Consider the following 13,470-nt stretch of genomic DNA (forward strand, 5'->3'; position numbering starts at 1 on the left):
GTTACTCGTCCGGTCGTACGGAACTCATCGCGCCGTCTCCAACTGCGCGGGCTGCCAACTCAGTTCGGGCGCGACCAGATGGCGTACGTCGTGCAGGATCTGCTCGTACTCCTCCCGCCGGAACTCGTACGGCAGCTCGATACGCAGCTCCGACACCGCCGAGACCACCGAGTCCGCCGCCAGTTGTTCCAGGATCTGCTCCGCCGTGCCGACCACGTCGGGGGCGAACAGGATCCGCTTCGGGCCCCGAGGGGCCAGGGTGCGGGCGTGGCGGCTCGCCGCGTACTCCCGGTAGCGGGTGCGGGTGGCCTGGTCGGCGCTGTCGAACGGCACGATCACGCGGCCCACCGCGACGCGGGCGGTGGACCGGGTACGCCGGTACTCGGTGAACAGGTTCAGCTGGGCTGTGGTGAAGTCGTCGGTGTCCTCGCCGGTGACGATGTTGCCGGACAGCAGGTTGAGGCCGTTCTCGGCGGCCCAGCGGACCGAGCGCAGGCTGCCTCCGCCGTACCAAATGCGGTCCACCAGGCCGGGGTTGTGTGGTTGCAGTCGCGGCCGCTGGGTGTTGCCCGGCGACTGGATCACCGTGTCCGGGCCCCCGAGATACTCGCCACGCAGGTTGTCGACGACGCGGGCGACCCTGCCGTAGGACAGGTCGAAGGCGCGCCAGTCACCGTCGTACACCAGGTCGCCGAGCAGTTCGGCGTGCGGCATGCCGGTGCTGAAGCCGACCTGGAGTCGGCCGCGGGACAGCACGTCGGCCAACGCCAGGTCCTCGGCCAACCGGAACGGGCTCTCGTACCCGATCGGGATGACCGCGGTGCCCAGCTCGACCCGATCGGTACGTTGGCCGGCCGCGGCGAGGAACACCGCGGCCGAGCCGACGCCGTGTTCGAGGTGGCGCTGCCGGATCCAGGCGCCGTCGAAGCCCAACCGCTCGCCGTACTCGAAGAGTTGGAGCGTCTCCTCCAGGCCGGTGTAGGGGTCGTCGTCGGAGAAGTTGCCCGGGGTGAGAAAGGCCAACGAGCTGATGGTGGGGGTGCTCATGCGGTCTTCGTCCTCGTGTGGTGTTCGGTCCTCATTACTCTGCTGTCCGGAGGTGTCACCGGCTCACCTCCGGGGCGACCAGGTCAGCGGACTCGCTCCCGTCCGAGGGCTTTCCGGCAGCGCCGGCCGAGGCATGCCGACCGCCGGGGATCGCCGCGAGCAGTTCCCGGGTGTAGTCGTGGCCGGGGCGGGTGAACAGTTCCTCGCTGGTACCTGCCTCGACTATGCGGCCGGCGCGCATGACGGCGACCTGATGCGCGATCTGGCGTACGACGGCCAGGTCGTGCGAGATGAACAGGTACGCCACTCCGGTGTCGGCCTGCAGTTCGGCGAGCAGGTCGAGGACCTGGGCCTGGACGGAGACGTCGAGTGCGGACACCGGTTCGTCGCAGACCACCAGGTCCGGCGACAGTGCGAGGGCGCGGGCGATCGCGACGCGCTGCCGCTGCCCGCCGGACAGCTCCGCCGGGCGGCGGCCAAGGACCGAGGCGGGCAGCGCCACCCGGTCGAGGAGATCTCTGGCCCGGGCCAGCCGGGAGGCGCGGTCACCGACCTTGAACGCGCGCAGTGGCTCGGTGATCACCTCGCCGATGGAGAACCTCGGGTCCAACGAGGCGTACGGGTTCTGGTAGATGAGCTGCGCCCGGCGGCGTAGCTGCCTGGCCTGTGCTCCGCGGGCGGTGGTGACATCGGCGCCGTCGAACAGGATGCGCCCGGCGGTCGGGTCGGCCAGGCGGAGCACCAGTCGGGCGGTGGTGGACTTCCCGGAGCCGGATTCGCCGACCAGTGCCAGTGTCCGCCCGCGGTGGAGGGTGAAGCTGACGTCGTCGACCGCGCGCAGTGTGCGGGCCGAGCCCGCGGCGTGGGGCAGCTGGAACTCTTTGACCACGTTGCGTATCTCGACCAGCGGCGCTTCCTTCTCGGCTGTGGGGGGTGGGCCCGCGACCGTGGCTCGGGGGCGTGCGGTGGTGAGGCTCGGAGCGCTGGCCAGCAGTCGACGGGTGTAGTCGTGCTGCGGGTTCTCGAGGATGTCGCGGGTCGGACCGGTCTCGACGACCCGTCCCTGCGACATGACCACGATCCGCCGGGCACGGTCGGCGGCGACGCCGAGGTCATGGGTCACCAGCAGTACCCCGGTGCCGGTCGCTTCGGTGAGGTGCTGCAGGTGGTCGAGGATGACCCGTTGCACGGTGACGTCCAGCGCGCTGGTCGGCTCGTCGGCGATGATCAACTTTGGTTTGGCGGCGATGGCGATGGCGATCAGGGCCCGTTGCCGCATCCCGCCGGACAGTTCGTGCGGGTACTGCCGGGCGCGGGTGGCCGCGTCGGGCAGCCCGGCCAGGTCCAGGACGGCGATCGCGTCCAACGGCGCGGAGCGTCGCGTCGCCAGCTGGTGGATGCGCAGCACTTCGGCGACCTGCTCACCGATGCGTTTGACCGGGTTGAGTGACACCGACGGGTCCTGCGGCACGAGCCCGATCCCCGCGCCGCGCACCGTGCGCAGCTCCCGTTCCGACAGCGAGGTGAGGTCGTGCCGGCCGAAGCGGACGGTACCGGCGTCGATGCCGCCGTTCGCCGCGAGGAGCCGGATGATCGCATGCGCGGTCGTGCTCTTGCCGGATCCGGACTCGCCGACCACTGCGGTGACTTCGCCCGGCCACACGTCGAGATCCACGCCCTGCACGGCCTGTACGGTGCCGCCGCGGGTGCGGTACGACACCGACAGGTCCCGCACCTCCAGCAGCGGTTCCCTTCCACCGCTCGGGTCGGTGGCGGTCGCTTCGGTGGTCACGACCTCGTTCGTGGCGGCATGGTTCGTCACGGCTTCATCCGTCTCGGGTTCGTTCGTCAGCGGGCCGGTCATCGCTGCCGGGACCATTCGCCGTCCAGCGCGCGTGCGATGCGGTTGGTGGCCAGCACCGTCGCGGCGATCACCAGCCCGGGCAGCGCGGTGAGCCACCATGCGTTGCCCAGGTAGTTGCGTCCGTCGGAGATCAACGTGCCCCATTCCGGCGCCGGTGGCGGCGCTCCGTAACCGAGGAAGCTCAGTGACGAGACGGCCAGGACGGCGGTGCCGAACTCCAGAGTGGCCAGCACGATCACCGGGCCCATCGCGTTGGGCAGCACATGCCGGCCAAGGACCGAGTACCAGCGGGCCCCGCAGGAGCGGGACGCCTCGACGAAGACCGCCTGCCGCACCCGCAGCACTTCCGCACGCATCACTCGTGCGAAGCCGGCGACGCTGGCGATCCCGACCGCGACCGCGACCTTCACCGTTCCATAACCGAGGGCGGTGACCAGGGCCAGTGACAGGAACAGCGCCGGGATCGACAGCAATACGTCGACGAAGCGCATCACCACGTCCTCGACCCAACGGCCCACGAACCCGGCGACCAGGCCCAGCAGGCCGCCGACCAGGAAGGCGACGCCCACTGCGATCAGCGTCGCCTTCAACGACAGCTGCGCACCGTGCACCACCCGGGAGAACAGGTCACGTCCCAGTTCGTCGGTGCCGAACCAGTGCGCGCCGCTCGGGCCCTGGAAGTTCTGCGACGGCACCCCCTGCAGTGGGTCCTGCGAGGTGAACAGCCCCGGCCAGAACGCGGCCAGTACTACGAGTACCACCGCGAGGACCGATACCAGCAGGCCGGGTCGCAGAAGGAGGAACCGGGCCACGCGCCTGGGTTCGAACCCGCGCGCCGGGCCGGGGTCGATGTCCGGCTCGACCGGTAGTGCCAGGCCGAGCGCGGCACCGGCGGTGGCATCCTCGACAAGGGTCTCGCTCATGCGGGCCGCACCTTCCTGTTCGAGGCCACCACGATCCGCGGGTCCAGCAGCGGATAGACGAGATCGACGAGGAGGTTGGCCACCACGAAGATCAGGGCTCCGAACACCACCACCCCCTGGACCAGCGGGATGTCCTGGGCCGTGACCGCCGCGGCCGTAACCCGGCCAAGGCCGTCGCGGGAGAACACCGTCTCGACGACCACCGAGCCTGCGATGAGTTGCCCGGCCAACAGCCCGACGATCGTCAACGCCGGCAGCGACGCGTTGCGCAGCGCGTGCCGCAGGTGAATGCGCAGTCGGCTCGCGCCCTTGGCCCGCGCGGTCTCCACATAGGCCTGATCCAGCGCCGTGAGCAGGCTCTTGGCCAGCACCTGCGAGACCAGGGCGCCGGTCGGGATCGCGAGCGTCACCGCCGGCAGTACCAGGCCAGGCAGCCCGTCGTTGCCGAACGCGGGGAACCATCGCGCCCGGAAGGAGAACAGCTCGACGAGCACCAGCCCGACCCAGAACGTCGGTACCGACACCCCCAGTGGTGGCAGCGACAGCAACAGCTGCCGCAACCACCGCTGCGTGGTGTAGGTCGCCAGCGCCGCCAGACCGCCACCGAAGACCACCGCGAGCAGCAGGGCCGCTCCGGTCAACTGCAGCGTCTGCGGCAGCGCGTCGGCCAGCGTCGAGGTCACCGGCCGACCGGTGGAGACCGCGTTTCCGAAATCACCGCGCACCGCGTTGCCGAGATGGTCGGCGTACTGCACCAGCACCGGTTTGTCGAAGCCGTACTCATGCCGCAGTGCGGCGATCTGCGCCGGATCGATCTGGCCCGAGTCCGCTCCGGCGCCGGCCATCGCCGAGACCGGATCACCGGGCAGATAGTTCAGTATGAAGAACGACACCGTGTAGGCCGCCCAGAGCACCCCGAGTGCCTGTGCGAGACGCTTGATCACATAGCGACGCATTCCCTGCTCACCTCCTGCTGCCGACGACCCGATCGGACGCTCCGTCGCGCATCCACCGGTGGCTAGCCGATCCAGGTGTCGTGCAGCTGGATCCGGCTGGAGGCATCGAAGTTGAGGTTGTGCACCTTCTTCGCCACCCCCAGCTGGGTCTGCAGCTCCACCACGGGAATGACGTAGGCGTTCTGCACGATCAACTGCTGTGCCTGGCCGACCAGTTCCTTCCGCTTGGCCGCGTCGGCCGTTGCCGCCTGCTGGGTCAGCACCGTGTCCAGCGGGCCCGTCGGCAGGTGGTAGAGGTTGGCCAGCTTGGTGGAGTACTGGGTGCGCAGGATGTCCGGGTCGGCGCGGGTCAGGTTGCCCCACGACGCGTCGAAGTCGCCGGACTGCAGCACCGTGGCCAACTGGGAGGTCTGCGTCTCCTTGAGCACCACGTCGACTCCGACGGCCTTGAACTGCTGCTGGATCAGCTCCAGCGCCGGCTGGTTGGTGGCCGCGTTCGCGAACCACCTGACGGTCAGGCTGAGCTTGGTGCCGTTCTTCGACCTGATGCCGTCACTGTCGACCTTCCAACCGGCCGAGTCCAGCAGGGACTTCGCCTTCGCCGCGTCGAAGGCCAGGTCGGAGCCCTGGTCCGCGTAGTCCGGTGTGGTGTACGCCAGGATGCTGGTCGCCGGCCTGGTGCCGGTCGGGTACACGGTGTCGACGATCTGCTGCCGGTCGATGGCGAACAGGAGTGCCTGACGCACCTTCGCGTCCTTCAGCAGCGGGCGTGAGTTGTTCAGCGCCAGGTTGAACACCGCACCGGGATTGGCCCGCCGTTGCAGGTTCACCTGGCCGCCCGTGAGTGCCGCCTCGTCGGCCTTGCCGACGCTGCTGATCGCGTCCACCTGACCGGACTGCAGGCTGCCGGTGCGCACGCCCGATTCGGGCACCACCTTGAACACCAGCTTGTCCAGGTACGCCTCGCCCTGTTTGGTCCACAGCGACGAACCCCAGGCGTACTTGCTGCGCTTGGTCAAGGTGATCGCCTGGTTCTGCACGTAGCTCTGCAGCGTGAACGGCCCGGACCCGACCACACCCTTGCTGCACTTCTCCTGCGGGCTCCGCTTCGCGCTAGCCGACGACTCGATACCCAGTGAGTGCGTCGACGTGGCCTGGAGGAACTGCGCGTTCGGCTGCTGGAACTTGACCCGCACCGTGAGCGGATCGACCGCGGTGGTGCTGTCCACGCCGCTCAAGTACCCCTGGGCCAGCGTCCCCAGGGCGCCGAGCTTCGGCACCGCGTCGAAGTTGTCCTTGACCACCTGCGCGGTCAGCGGTGTCCCGTCGCTGAAGGTGACACCCGATCGCAGGTGGAAGGTGAACGTGGTCGCGTCGGAGCTGATGTCCCAGCTCTTCGCCAGCCACGGCACGATCTTGCCGGTCTTGGGATCCTGGTCGGTCAGGGAGTCCACGATCTGGCGCAGGGAGTAAATGGTCTCGTTGCTGCTCACTTGCTGCGGATCCACGCAGCCCACGTCGGAACCCACCGCGAAGGTCAGGGTGCCACCGGACTTGGCCGGGCCGCTGTCGCTGGTCGAGCTGTCGCTGCTGCTCGACGTGCAGGCGCTCAGCAGGAGGCTGCTTGTCACAAGTGCGGCGAGTGCCGCCCACCGGGTAGGTCGGGAATCCGGACGCGATATCACGGAATGGGTTCTCCTACTCCAAAGTCACCGCGCACGTGCCTGTGCGGACCAGGGCGATGCGTGGCGGAAATGCTCGGAAGGTGCCAAAGGGGAAGGGTGCCGACGAAGGCGTGACAGCGCCGCGGGCTCCGACAGCGCTGTGGGAGCCCGCGGGGAGTTGCCTGCGGGTGTCAAAGCCGTCGGCGAACGTCACTCAGGACGGCGGGAGGCAAGGACGCAATCAGCCGTGACACAGACAGCTGGTGAAGAGCTGCAGGTCGATGTGGCGACGGCGCGACAAACCGGAGAACACCGCAGCGGCCGCGATCGAGGCACTCAGATCACTGCTGTGCCGCACGCTGGTCCTCCCCATCTCAGGCCCGATCAACGGGCCACGCGCTTGCGGGGTCGGTGACCCTGCCGGGCTTTCACCTGGAGCACCCCACCGCGGTGGAGGGTTGCCGGTCAGCGAGCCAGGGCTTGACGCTAACACTCAATGCCGCTTGAAACGTTAACGAGCGTCGCCATGATCCGTCAATGGCGACAGGGGAGTTGGACAACGCTCGGCAGGACGGATCGAACCGCGCAGGGCTCGGGAACGGCTGGCCGAACTCGCCTGACCAGGTGCCGGCCGGGGCCCGAGGCGCCCTGACTCAAGAAGTCGCCCGCACTGGCTGTTTTATCGATCCGGATGGCCTTCCTAGATTTTTCCTGAAATCTGGGTATGGTTTCGCCCAAATATGTGGCTTTACCCCAGATGTGGTCACATCCTGAACGCAGGAGATAAATGTGTACCTAGCAACTAGTCGGGGCGAGTTCCTGACTCTGGGCGCTTGGAGGGAAAGGCATGCAATGGAGCAGCCTTCAAAACACCCACGGCCGGCGGGCCCGACTCGAACGTTCTCGGGACATTCAACCCGTCCCCCCGACTTTGCCGGTCCGCGGCGACAGGGGAGCCGAGCCCGTGGATGACCGGCGTGTGGACCTGGCCGCCGCTTACGCGGCGCCAGAACTATTGGCGATTCGAGACCGGCTGCTTGTCGCTCTGGCGTTCTCGTCAGGCGTCTTCGAAGCGATCTGCTTTCTCTCCTTCGGGAAGGTCTTCACGGCGTTCCAGACCGGAAACCTGGTGTTTCTCGGCCTTGGAGTAGCCGGCACGAGGCCGCCTGCCGGCCCGGATCCCGTTCGCGTGGTGATTTCACTTGCCGCGTTCGCCGTGGGGGCCGCGCTGGCAACTCGGATCCTGACCGCGTTCAACGGCGACCAAGAGATGGAGGACTCCGAGGTCTTCGAAGCATGGCCGCGTCGTGTCTCCATCGCGCTCTGCGTCGCGACGGTGGCGCAGGTCGGTTTCCTCGTCGTGTGGATGGCGACGTCTCCGTCGAGCCTTGTGTCCAACATTCTGGTCGCCCTCAACGCCTTTGCGATGGGCCTGCAGATGAATGCCGTTCGGTCGCTCCATGTGCCGGGCATCTCCACCACGGCGGCTACGGCCACCTTCATCAGCTGGATCTCCGGTATCTCGACCTGGACTCTCAAGCCCGCCGCGGCGCGCCGCCTGACCGGGGTCCTGGTGGGCATGGTGGCCGGCGCCTTCGTCGGAGACTGGATGCTCAGCCACGCGCACACCTACGCGCCGGTGCTGCCAGTGGTCGTGATCGCACTCGTCATCGTGATCGCCTCCGTGGCGATGAAGCAGAAGCCCGCGCGATAGCGCCCGACGAGCGGATCCCCTCCACCGTGTCGATACGGCCGACGCGATGGCCGTCCCGGCTCGGGCCGATCGGCACGGTGGCGGGGGTCCGACTACTTCCCGTTCCCCCGGGCCCGCCCGCAACGGTCGGCCGTACCGCACAATGGTGCGATGATCGACGGCACTTCGCGGACAACAGCCCAGCCGCCGCCCCGGTTGATCAAGGACGACGAGCTGACCGACCATTCCGTCGTGGCCAACAGCACCATGAACCGCGGACGGGTTCTGACAGGCGTCAACAGCTACACCCGCGAACTCGGCTTCGCCCCCACAGAGTTCCTGAACGGCAGCGACAGCGACCATGGCTCCGTGCCGTCCTGGCTGGACCTGTGCAGCGGAGAAGGGTTGGCCCTCCGCGAAGCAGCCCAGCGACTCCCGCAAGCCGCGTTGACCGGCGTGGACCTGGTGGGCCCGCGGCTGCGGACAGCGCTGCCCGACGGCCTCGAACTCATCACCGCGGACCTCGGCCGTTGGTCCCCAGGGCGCCGCTACGACCTGGTCACCTGCGTCCACGGACTGCACTACATCGGCGACCGGCTCGCCCTCCTGGAACGGGCCGCCTCCTGGCTCACCGGCACCGGCCTGCTGGTCGCCCACCTCGACCCTTCGACGCTGCGGCGGCCCGACGGCGGTGACGCTTCCCGGCCGGTCCTGGCCGCGCTGCGTGCTGCCGGTTTCCATTACTCGGCCCGTCACCACCGCCTCAGCCTGCGGGGCGGCCGCCGCATCGCCTTGCCCTTCACCTACCTCGGCGCCGACCCCCACGCCGGCCCCAACTACACCGGCCAGCCGACCGTCGCGTCGTACTACCGCCCCCGTTCGGAGAGCCCTCGTGCGGAGGCGACAGGTGATGCGGAAGGGCGCGATGACTTTCCAACGGCGCGGCAGTCTCCACTGCCGTAACCCCTGGCGTGAGGAAGAGGAGCGAGTCCCGTGCGCATAGTGATCAGCGAATTCATGAGCCTGGACGGCGTAGTACAGGCACCGGGTGGACCCGATGAGGACATCGAGGGTGGCTTCGCTCACGGCGGTTGGACTCACCCGTTCTTCGATCCGGAGGTGGTGGGCGGCGCCTTCGCCGACGCACTGAACAAGGCCGACGCGCTGTTGTTCGGACGCCGCACGTGGCAGTCGATGGCCGCGGCGTGGCCCGAACGTGGCGGCGATCCGTTCGCCGACCGGATGAACGGCATCCCGAAGTACGTGGTTTCCCGAACGCTGGGTGATGACGATCTGACGTGGACCAACACCAGGCGCGTCCCCGGCGATGAAGCCGTCGCCCACATCCGCAAGCTGCGCGAGACGGACAGCGGCGACCTGTTGGTCATGGGGAGTCCCACACTCGTACGCACCCTCCTGCGCGAGGGCTTGGTCGACGAACTCCGGCTCATGATCATGCCGGTGATCCTCGGCGGAGGTAAGTCGATCTTCCCCGGCGACGGTGTGCTGCGCACGCTCGAACTGGTCTCGACCGTCACCAGCGGCACGGGCGTGAACGTGTGCACCTACCGCCCGGTCGTCAGGGGGTAGGCCGGGAGGCGCCATGTAGTCATCACCGTCATCACCGGAGAGGGGTCACACTCCAGGCCGAGGACGGGTCGACCCCGCCGGTCTGCTGCCGGCCGCGTCTCCAGCCGTACGCCGGGCATCGCTCGGCCGCGGTGTCCGGCGCGCGCGGCCGGACACCGACGAGGAACGCGCCAACCAGCCCGGCACCCGACAGCAGTACCCCGCCTCAGTGCTTTCCGAAGTACATGAGTTCCCACAGAGCCGGTGCGCTTACGCTGTCTACTGCCTCGCCGTTTGTGAAGTGCTCGACGGTTACTTGGCCGGTGAAGCGCATGTAGGCGCCGTTGAATCCGGCGAGCCGGGCGAGGAGCCGCTTCGGCCCCTTGAGGGTTTCGATCATGCGGTTCTGAACGATGGTGTTCTCGCGGTGGAAGGTGACCCGGAAACCTTCGCCGCTCTCGGGGGTGGCCTCGTAGTCGAACACGATGGTGTTGGCGACCGGCTTCCCGGTGATGGGGTCGGGGTGTTCGTCTGACTTGGTGAAGCGGACCAGGTTGGCCTGGTCGGCGAGGATCTTGCCGTTCTTGGCGAGCATGAAGATGGGGACTTCCGCGGAGCCGTACTTTTTCTCGGCGGTGATGTAGGAGGCGATCACGGCGTAGTCGCCTGCCTCGGCGCGCGCCCAGTACCAGTGGTGCATGAGGCGGGCCATCTCGGCGTCGCCCCAGTTGTGGTCGTGATAGCCGGTGCCCGTCCGGGTCTCGGTCGTGCCGTCGATGGTGAGGGTGGCCTCGACCCGGCCCTGAGGGACGGAGGGCAGCCAGGCGAAGTATTTCTGCTTTTCCTCGCCGAACGTGATGTGCCCGGTCTCCGGCCGCCAGGAGGGGACCTGTCCGGTGAGGGTGATGTCGGCGACGACGCCGTCGATGTCCGCGTGGATGCGGTAGGTGTGCAGGTCGCCGGTGATGCGGTTGTCGCCGATACGGACGTCGCACCGGTCGGTGGCGAAGTCGTGGTCGTCCGGATGCTCCGGCGAGGTCCGTTCGATGTGGGTGCCGTCCGGCCGGTCTAGCTCGATGGTGACCACCGGTGCGGGCGGCTGGTTGACGCCCTTGCCGACCCGGAAGTCCTTGATCATGAAGTTGATCACCAGGGTGGATCCGTCGTCGAGGACACAGTCGAAGTACCACCACTCGAAGGTGCCTGGGCCCCCGGGGCGCGAGCGGAAGCCGTCCTCCCAGGGCGCGATCTCGTCCTTGGCGAGCCCCAGACGCTGGTAGTCGGCCGGCCGATCCGCCATGCGGCAATCCTCGGTGCGAGACATCGTCGCCTCCCTTTCCTTCTGCAGTCGTGTTGCGAGTTCACGGTTGGTATCGGCTCATCCGATGCCGACGATGACCCTTTCCCGTGGCCCGTCCACGTTCGGCGTAGTCCTGAGGCGTCGGCGCTGGTGGAGAGGGTGATCGGTCCGACCGATCACGGCTCCACAAACAGAGGTATCAGGGGTGCATGAGGGCGCCGTGTTGCGACTCCCCACCCCCGCCCCCGACGGCGGACGCAGCTGACGTGCGCTAGAAATCGAACACATGATTGAATTACGGCATGGCGCACCAAGGAGGCTCGATGCCGCGCGCCGCAGTGAGGGAGCGTGCCGACCGCAACCAGCACCCGGATCAGAGCCCGACGCGATCATCCGGAACCGTGACCAAACCGTACGAACGAGGCTGCGCCGATGTCCGCACCATTGCCTGTGACCGTGGCTCCGCCCTCGCCGAAGGGCGGTCGCCGAGTTCGCGTGAACGGCGAGAGCCTAGGGGTGGCGTACAGCCTTGAAGACCTCTCCGAGTTCCTGCGCCGTGCGGGCCTGGACATGGACCCGGCGGCCGCCGCGGCGTCGCCGCTCATCGACTGGCGAGGCGTCGGGCCGGAGTCCTGGAGCTCCGAGCCCCGCAGCTGACCGATTGCACCGATTTAGTGAGCGAATGGACCCCTTGGGGGATGAGGTGGGTGGCTGGTGCTCTTATGCATCCGCGGGCTGTCGGAATTCGGGACGGGGCGATCGTGAAAGAGGACGAGGTGACGGTCGAGTACGTGAAGGCGATGTACTCGAAGTTCGTCTCCACGATGGGGGAGTCGAACTACAACCGGGAGTTGTACCGCCCGGACTGGATGCACCTGATCCGCTCCCAGGCCTTCGCCAACCTCTGGATGAAGGCCTACAAGGCGTACGACGAGGGGCTCATGGTGGTCCGCGCGATGGGCACCGACGAGCTGCATGTGAGCGGAGACTGGCGCAGTGTCTTCCCTGAGGGCCGCGGCGTCTCCGAAGTGAAGATCAAGGACACCTACACCGTCGGCAGGGACACTGATCCGGCAGCCGCCGACGCGCGAAGGAGTGTCCAGTGACCGTGATCCCGCCCCGGCTGGCCCCGTTGCTGGAACAGTTCGACTTCGCTCAGGAGCGGCTCCTCGGCCGTATGACAGGACCCGTCATGGACAGTGGTGATGGGACGGACACCAAGGTCGGTCCCCTCACCGGCGAGGAGTTCTTCTGGGAGCCGGTGCCGAGTTGCTGGTCGGTGCGGCGGCATATCGACGGACCCGGGCCGCGTGCGGCGCTCCTCGCAGGCAGCGGCGCCTGGGGACGCGACGCGGCACCCTATCCGCACCCCTGGCCGCCGCCCTTCACCACGATCGCCTGGCGTCTGAGCCACCTCAGCGAAATGCTGACCCTGCGCGCCGACCACACGAACGGCGACCACGTGCTGACCCGGGACGACTACCTCGTCGACGGGGACGTCGTGGACGCGGTCGCAGCATTCGACGCCGGCGCCACCGCCTGGCGGACGGCGCTGCTGACCGCCGACGACGCCGCACTCGACACCGTGGGGCACTGCACGTATCCACACGGCAGCGACGCGGACGAACCGTTCATCGACATCGTCTGGTGGGTCAACCAGGAACTGCTGCACCACGGAGCTGAGATCGCCCTGATCCGCGACCTCCATCGCGCACGACAGCACTGACTCCGGCCGGGCAGGGACGCGGCGCGTAGGCCGCTCGTCGCCGCGTCACGGCCGGGCGCCGTGATCCGCCGGAGCCGATTTCCGTACCTGGAGGTTCAGGAATCCGCGGAGCGCGCGGGCCTGGCGGCGTGGCAGGAAAGTAGTGCGTGCCGTGCCCGGGCCGGTGCATCGTGCTAGGCTTGATCCAGTTGCAGTTGTGGTTCCCGTTGACTTCAAGTGCCTTAGACGAATTAATTTCGTCGGGCATTTTTGTATTTCCGGTGCTTTTTATCGGACGGGGTTCATCTCGGCGACGCGGGGGTTCACACAGTGCGAACCCCTGGGCATGGCCTCGAAGGAGATTTGACATGGCTACCGGTACGGTTAAGTGGTTCAACGCGGAAAAGGGTTTCGGTTTCATTGAGCAGGACGGCGGAGGCCCGGACGTCTTCGCCCACTACTCGAACATCGCCGCCCAGGGCTTCCGCGAGCTCCAGGAAGGCCAGAAGGTGAACTTCGACATCACGCAGGGCCAGAAGGGCCCCCAGGCGGAGAACATCACTCCCGCCTGACGCTGAAGCGTCTGAGGCAGCTGGGACCCCCACCCTTGCGGTGGGGTCCCAGCTTGTTGCTTTTTGCAGGGTTTGCCGGACATGCGGTGTTGGCTTGCTCGCGGCCCTGCGATCCGGTAAGTCGAGATCAGTGGATTCGGGAAACTCCGATTCCGGCGGCTGCTACTTACCGTGCCG

12 protein-coding genes, 1 pseudogene and 1 riboswitch are annotated in these 13,470 nt (G+C 67.7%); of the genes and pseudogenes, 7 read left to right on the plus strand and 6 right to left on the minus strand.

What is annotated here, in order from left to right:
• Positions 1-24: 24 nt before the first annotated feature.
• The 5 genes from AB0N66_RS15535 to AB0N66_RS15555 all read right to left on the minus strand — a co-directional run bounded on the left by AB0N66_RS15535 (position 25) and on the right by AB0N66_RS15555 (position 6,475).
• The gene (locus AB0N66_RS15535) at positions 25-1,047 is read right to left on the minus strand and encodes an LLM class flavin-dependent oxidoreductase (protein ID WP_365433946.1); all 1,023 of its coding nucleotides are present in this window, start codon (positions 1,045-1,047) and stop codon (positions 25-27) included.
• Positions 1,048-1,102: 55 nt separating this feature from the next.
• A complete protein-coding gene (locus AB0N66_RS15540) occupies positions 1,103-2,926 on the minus strand; it encodes an ABC transporter ATP-binding protein (protein ID WP_365433949.1) in 1,824 nt (607 codons plus the stop codon).
• The gene (locus AB0N66_RS15545; RefSeq protein ID WP_365433952.1) at positions 2,908-3,834 is read right to left on the minus strand and encodes an ABC transporter permease; all 927 of its coding nucleotides are present in this window, start codon (positions 3,832-3,834) and stop codon (positions 2,908-2,910) included. Before AB0N66_RS15545 ends, AB0N66_RS15540 begins: the two co-directional genes overlap by 19 nt.
• Positions 3,831-4,790, minus strand: a complete 960-nt coding sequence (locus AB0N66_RS15550; RefSeq protein ID WP_365433955.1) for an ABC transporter permease — start codon at positions 4,788-4,790, stop codon at positions 3,831-3,833. The genes AB0N66_RS15545 and AB0N66_RS15550 overlap by 4 nt, the downstream gene beginning before the upstream one ends.
• 62 nt (positions 4,791-4,852) lie before the next feature.
• Positions 4,853-6,475, minus strand: a complete 1,623-nt coding sequence (locus AB0N66_RS15555; protein ID WP_365433958.1) for an ABC transporter substrate-binding protein — start codon at positions 6,473-6,475, stop codon at positions 4,853-4,855.
• A 370-nt stretch (positions 6,476-6,845) separates the two neighbouring features.
• Positions 6,846-6,955: riboswitch (SAM riboswitch) on the minus strand.
• 463 nt (positions 6,956-7,418) lie between these two features.
• Between AB0N66_RS15555 and AB0N66_RS15560 the strand changes: the two genes are divergently transcribed.
• From AB0N66_RS15560 to AB0N66_RS15570, 3 genes are all read left to right on the plus strand, one after another.
• Positions 7,419-8,168: a YoaK family protein gene (locus AB0N66_RS15560; protein WP_365433961.1), complete on the plus strand. Its 750-nt coding sequence runs from the start codon at positions 7,419-7,421 to the stop codon at positions 8,166-8,168.
• A gap of 150 nt (positions 8,169-8,318) precedes the next feature.
• On the plus strand, positions 8,319-9,110 hold the full coding sequence (locus AB0N66_RS15565) for a class I SAM-dependent methyltransferase (protein ID WP_365433964.1): 792 nt from the start codon (positions 8,319-8,321) through the stop codon (positions 9,108-9,110).
• 30 nt (positions 9,111-9,140) lie between these two features.
• A complete protein-coding gene (locus tag AB0N66_RS15570; RefSeq protein WP_365433967.1) occupies positions 9,141-9,737 on the plus strand; it encodes a dihydrofolate reductase family protein in 597 nt (198 codons plus the stop codon).
• A gap of 205 nt (positions 9,738-9,942) precedes the next feature.
• Here AB0N66_RS15570 and AB0N66_RS15575 read toward each other — a convergent pair whose 3' ends face one another.
• Positions 9,943-11,016: a lipocalin-like domain-containing protein gene (locus AB0N66_RS15575; RefSeq protein ID WP_365433970.1), complete on the minus strand. Its 1,074-nt coding sequence runs from the start codon at positions 11,014-11,016 to the stop codon at positions 9,943-9,945.
• Between the two features lie 495 nt (positions 11,017-11,511).
• Here AB0N66_RS15575 and AB0N66_RS15580 point away from each other — a divergent pair, with 495 nt between their 5' ends.
• The 4 genes and pseudogenes from AB0N66_RS15580 to AB0N66_RS15595 all read left to right on the plus strand — a co-directional run bounded on the left by AB0N66_RS15580 (position 11,512) and on the right by AB0N66_RS15595 (position 13,293).
• A complete protein-coding gene (locus tag AB0N66_RS15580; RefSeq protein ID WP_365433973.1) occupies positions 11,512-11,673 on the plus strand; it encodes a hypothetical protein in 162 nt (53 codons plus the stop codon).
• A gap of 98 nt (positions 11,674-11,771) precedes the next feature.
• Positions 11,772-12,122 (plus strand): annotated as a pseudogene (locus AB0N66_RS15585) (transcriptional regulator); the annotation flags it as partial.
• 2 nt (positions 12,123-12,124) lie between these two features.
• The gene (locus AB0N66_RS15590; protein ID WP_365434502.1) at positions 12,125-12,742 is read left to right on the plus strand and encodes a DinB family protein; all 618 of its coding nucleotides are present in this window, start codon (positions 12,125-12,127) and stop codon (positions 12,740-12,742) included.
• 347 nt (positions 12,743-13,089) lie between these two features.
• Positions 13,090-13,293 (plus strand): cold-shock protein, encoded by a 204-nt coding sequence (locus AB0N66_RS15595; RefSeq protein WP_126388790.1) that lies wholly within the window; start codon positions 13,090-13,092, stop codon positions 13,291-13,293.
• Positions 13,294-13,470 lie beyond the last annotated feature (177 nt).

Origin of the sequence: Streptomyces sp. NPDC093544 (assembly GCF_040683495.1) — a bacterium.
Lineage (GTDB): Bacteria > Actinomycetota > Actinomycetes > Streptomycetales > Streptomycetaceae > Streptomyces.